This window comes from Streptomyces sp. SID11385 (assembly GCF_010548245.1).
Lineage (GTDB): Bacteria > Actinomycetota > Actinomycetes > Streptomycetales > Streptomycetaceae > Streptomyces.
On the sequence record NZ_JAAGLR010000632.1, the window covers coordinates 1 to 2747 of the forward strand.

The 2747-nt window shown below is 75.4% G+C and carries 3 protein-coding genes; all 3 read right to left on the bottom strand.

All coding sequences use genetic code 11. The annotated features are described in order from the left end of the window. Positions 1–144 precede the first annotated feature (144 nt). A complete protein-coding gene (locus G3I42_RS19325; RefSeq protein WP_164287619.1) occupies positions 145–561 on the bottom strand; it encodes a hypothetical protein in 417 nt (138 codons plus the stop codon). Positions 562–852: 291 nt separating this feature from the next. Then, positions 853–1137: a hypothetical protein gene (locus G3I42_RS19330; RefSeq protein WP_239096556.1), complete on the bottom strand. Its 285-nt coding sequence runs from the start codon at positions 1135–1137 to the stop codon at positions 853–855. 155 nt (positions 1138–1292) lie between these two features. Next, positions 1293–2495 (bottom strand): helix-turn-helix transcriptional regulator, encoded by a 1203-nt coding sequence (locus G3I42_RS19335; RefSeq protein ID WP_164287621.1) that lies wholly within the window; start codon positions 2493–2495, stop codon positions 1293–1295. Between the last annotated feature and the right edge of the window lie 252 nt (positions 2496–2747).

A 2747-nucleotide genomic window follows, 5' to 3' on the forward strand; every position in this document is an offset into this window, starting at 1 on the left:
TACGCGACGGGCTGGGCGACGCGGTCGTACGTGCCGTACCGGGTGCGGCGCCCGCGTCGCCCGTACGCGCGGGGCCGGGCCCGCAGCCGGTGCCGAGAAGCGACACCAGCGCGAGCCCGGCCACGAGCAACCCGGAGCCGCGCCTCACGCCCCCGCGCCCTGACGGCGGCGGCGCAGCACCACGACGCCACCGGCGAGCAGGACGGTGGCGGAGACGACCCCGCCGATGACAGCGGTGTCGCCGCCGCCGGAGGAGCCGGTGCCGGAGCCGGTGTCGGGGGCGCCGACGGGGACGGTGCCGACCTGCCCGCGGGCGGGGGCGGGAGCCGGGGTGGCGTCCCGCCCGGCCTCGGACGGGACGGGAGTGGCCTCCTGCCCGGCCTCGGAGGGCACGGCGCTCGGCGGGGGAGTCGAGTCCCGCGTGCCCGCCTTGGCGGAGGGGACGGGGCTCGCGGCGGCGGCGGACTGCTGGGGCGCGGCGTCGTCCGCGAAGGCGGGGACGGCGGCGGTGCTGAGGGCGGCGGCGAGTACGGCGGCGGCCAGGAACGAACTGCGGCGCAAGGTGTGGTCCTTCGTCTCTGGGATGGCCCGCGCGGTGTCGCGCGGACGGAGGCGTCACGCACGGCGTCGCGCGCGGAACGCGGGTGTCGCACGCGGTGTCGCGCGGACGGGAACAGAGACGGGGGGAGAGTGGGGCGGGTTGTAAAGAACGGGCAAAGACGGGGGTGTCCGGTAGGGGGGCGGTGAGGGCCGGTCGGTGGTCGGTGGTCGGCGAGAGGCGGCCTGCGGCGGGGCCGGTCGGCGGCCTGTGGCTGGGGCGGTCGGTGGCCTACGGCTGGGGCGGTTGGCGGTCTAGGCGCTCAGCGCCCCGTCGTGGCCCGTCCCCCGCGTGCGGCCCGCCTCCGCCGCACCTCGCCCCGCGCAGTCTCCGCACGCGCGGGGCCACCAGGTGGCGATGTGGGTGGCGCGGGGGTCCTGGCGCTGGCCGAGGTCCACGACGGTTTCGGGGCGGAGGGTGGAGCCGCACCACACGCAGTGGGCGCCGCGTACCTGGTCGGGTGTGAGCGTGGCGGGGTGGGGGAGTGCGGCGTCGGTGGCGTGGGGAAGTGCGGTGTCGTCACCCTGGGTCGTCCTCATGGCGGGCTCCATGTCGATACGCGTCCTCGTCATGACATGGTGGGACAAGCGCAAGCCCCTGACTGTCAGTTGTTTACTGACAGTCGGGGCCACGGATTCACGGAACGGAAAGGGCCGGGGCGGGCCTCGGCGCGGGCATCGTGGTGGGGCGGACGTCAGGCCCCCAGCCACGAGCCGTACGACAGGAACGAGTCCGGCAGTTGCCGCTTCGCCGCCTCCAGCGCCGCGTACGTCTCCCGCACCGTCGCGTGGTAACGCGCCTGCTGCGGCGCGGCCTTGCGCGCGGCGAGAAGGTGCGTGAAGGCTCCCGAGAGGTCGCCGGTCCACACCTGGGCGCGGGCGAGTTCGGCGTAGTGGTGGCTGCGGCGCGAGGCGGGCCAGTCGGCCGGGAAGGTGATCCGTACGCCGTCGCGCGCGGCGCGCCCGTAGTCGTCGAGTTCGGCGGCGACCGAGACGCGGTGGACGGCGACGTTCGTCGGCCCGAAGGAGAGCCAGTGCACGCGCGTCGCCTCGCCGGTCCCGCGCGCGATCCGCTCGGCCTCGTCCAGGTGCGTACCGGCGGCCTCCGCGTCCCGCGCCCGCCCCGCCATGACGGCGGACCCGAGGTGCAACTGCCCGGTCACGACGTCCCGTTCGCGTCCGGGCTCGGCCTGCCGGAGGGTGTCGAGACCGAGCCGCATGAGGCGTTCGCCGGTCCGGTACTGCCCCTCGCGCAGGTAGGTGAGGGCGCGCATGTAGCGGTGCATGGAGCTGACGACGGCGCTGCTCGCGCGCTGCGCGGCCCAGTCCATGCGGGCGAGCGAGAGCGCGGCGAGGTCGCCGAAGCCGAGCTTGGAGCTGACGTCGTACGCCGTCCGGTACGTACGGGCGAGCAGCGACCAGCCCTCCGTCGAGCCGATGCGGTGCGCGAGCGTCGTCACCTCCTGCACGAGCGCGGCGACGCGCCCCGCGACCCGCTTGATCTCCCCGGCCCGCACGAGCCCCAGCAACTCCTCGGTCTCGGCGTCGAGTTGCTGGTACGGACGCGGGTGCACGTCCGGGTCGGCCCCGAGGTCGTACACGTCGAGCGCTTCGCGAATGGGCCGGATGAGCACGTCGAGTTCGTCCTGCCGCAACTCCGTGTAGTACGGCTGCCCGGTGATCGCGGCGACATCGACGCGCAGCGCCCGCGCGATGCACGCGGTGACGTGCGGGGTGAGCGGGATGAGCGCCTTCTCCGTCTTCGTGATGGTCGAGTACGAGAGCCCGGCGAGATCGGCGAGCGCCTTCTGCGTGAGATGCCGCTCCTGCCGCAGCCGCTTGATGCGGACACCGGTGGGAGTGCTGAGACGGTCGTCGACGGGCGCGATTTCTTGCATGGGGTGCTCCGGTGGGAGGGGCGGCGCGGCGTGAGCACGGTAGTGGCGCTTGTCGGCACGGCGCCCGGCGAGCGGCGCGGTTCACCCGCGCGGGGAGGGGATGGGGGGCGGCGCGACGGTGGTGTTCGGTGGCGCGGGGTGGCGGACCCGCGAGGGGACCGTGGGCGGCGGTCGCCGTACCGGCCGTACGGCTCCCGCCGGGGGAATACCCGCCGGGCCGCACGGTACGGGGGGCGCGCCGAGGGCGCCGCG